The organism is Winogradskyella luteola (assembly GCF_019203985.1).
Taxonomy (GTDB): Bacteria; Bacteroidota; Bacteroidia; order Flavobacteriales; family Flavobacteriaceae; genus Winogradskyella; species Winogradskyella luteola.
Genome location: NZ_JAGSPD010000035.1, coordinates 1 through 1,211 on the forward strand (window position 1 = coordinate 1; position 1,211 = coordinate 1,211).

At 52.4% G+C, this 1,211-nt stretch carries 1 pseudogene; it reads right to left on the reverse strand.

Features of this window, described 5'->3' with window-relative positions:
* Nucleotides 1-1,211 (reverse strand): annotated as a pseudogene (locus KCG49_RS16285) (hypothetical protein); the annotation flags it as partial.

Genomic DNA, 1,211 nt, shown 5'->3' on the forward strand with positions numbered 1-1,211 from the left:
GCCAAAGGGATAGTAGTTGTTCTCCTCGATGATCTCGGTTTGGGCATCGATAGAACCATCGCCATCGCTGTCCGCATAAGTCAATCTCACGTTGCCCAAGTGGTCCTTATACTGATAGGCATAGTCAAAGCTGGGAATCTTGGCATTGGCCCTGAGCTCGGCATAGCCCTCGGGATGCGACATCATCTTGAACGATCCGTCCTCGTAGATAAAGTTCCCCGCATATTCGGTGGTGGTCCCGGTGCTCACGATCTTCTTCTGTTTTATGCCAGTGGCATCGTAAATATACGAAATGGTGCCCGAAGGGAGATAGACCAGCGTTGGCAGGTTGAGGTGGTTGTAGTCGATGCGCGAGATGCCCTTGTTGAGGTCCTCCACCATGTTGCCGTTGGCATCGTAGGTGTAGTCGTCCCCAGAATTTGTCCCGTCCTCAAAACTGCCCGCTCCATCGTACTGTTCCTCTACTCTTAACAACTTGTTCCCAGTACCGTAAGTATAGCTTAGGTAGTCCATGGCCGCCCCAGCTACCGGGCTTCCCATTTTTGTCCTGTTCAGGGAAAGTAGGTTGCCGTTCTTGTCATAGGTAATATTGGATTCGTTGTACCAGTTCACCTGGTCGTTGCTAGAACTGTTGAAATACGCAAATTTCAGCCTGTTGAGGTCATCATAGCCATATCGGTACCAGCGCAGGGTGTTGTCGCTCTTCGTCCTCCACTCGGTCTCGGCGATGTTGCCGTTGTACAGGGGCGTGCCGCCATGGTCCTGCGTACTGTAGTTGATCCCAAAGGCAAAGAGGTCATTGCCACCGGTTATATCGGGATTGTTGATGGCCCTTAGCCATCCCCTTACGCTGTAGCTGTAGTCCACGTTCTGAAGGTTGTCTATATCGTTCCACTTCCCTCCGACGTCCTTTCGCTCGAGCTGGCCAAGGTCATCGTAGATGTACCTTACTATGGCCTCATCCAGGGCGGCACCGTTCACCTTTTGCAGTTGGCCCAGTGGCCTGTTGACATGGTCATATAAGTACCTGTCCACGATGGTCAGGGTGAGCTGTCCGGTCTTCTGGCGCACGGTCGTGGTCTCGGTGACCATGCCGTCAAAGGTCAGTTGGCTCTTTACCCTGTCCTCGGTGTCCAGATATGCGTTTTTGGAATACACATAGATGGGCCTCGATTTTTTGTCGTAGTGGGTGACCGTGGTGATCCAATCGT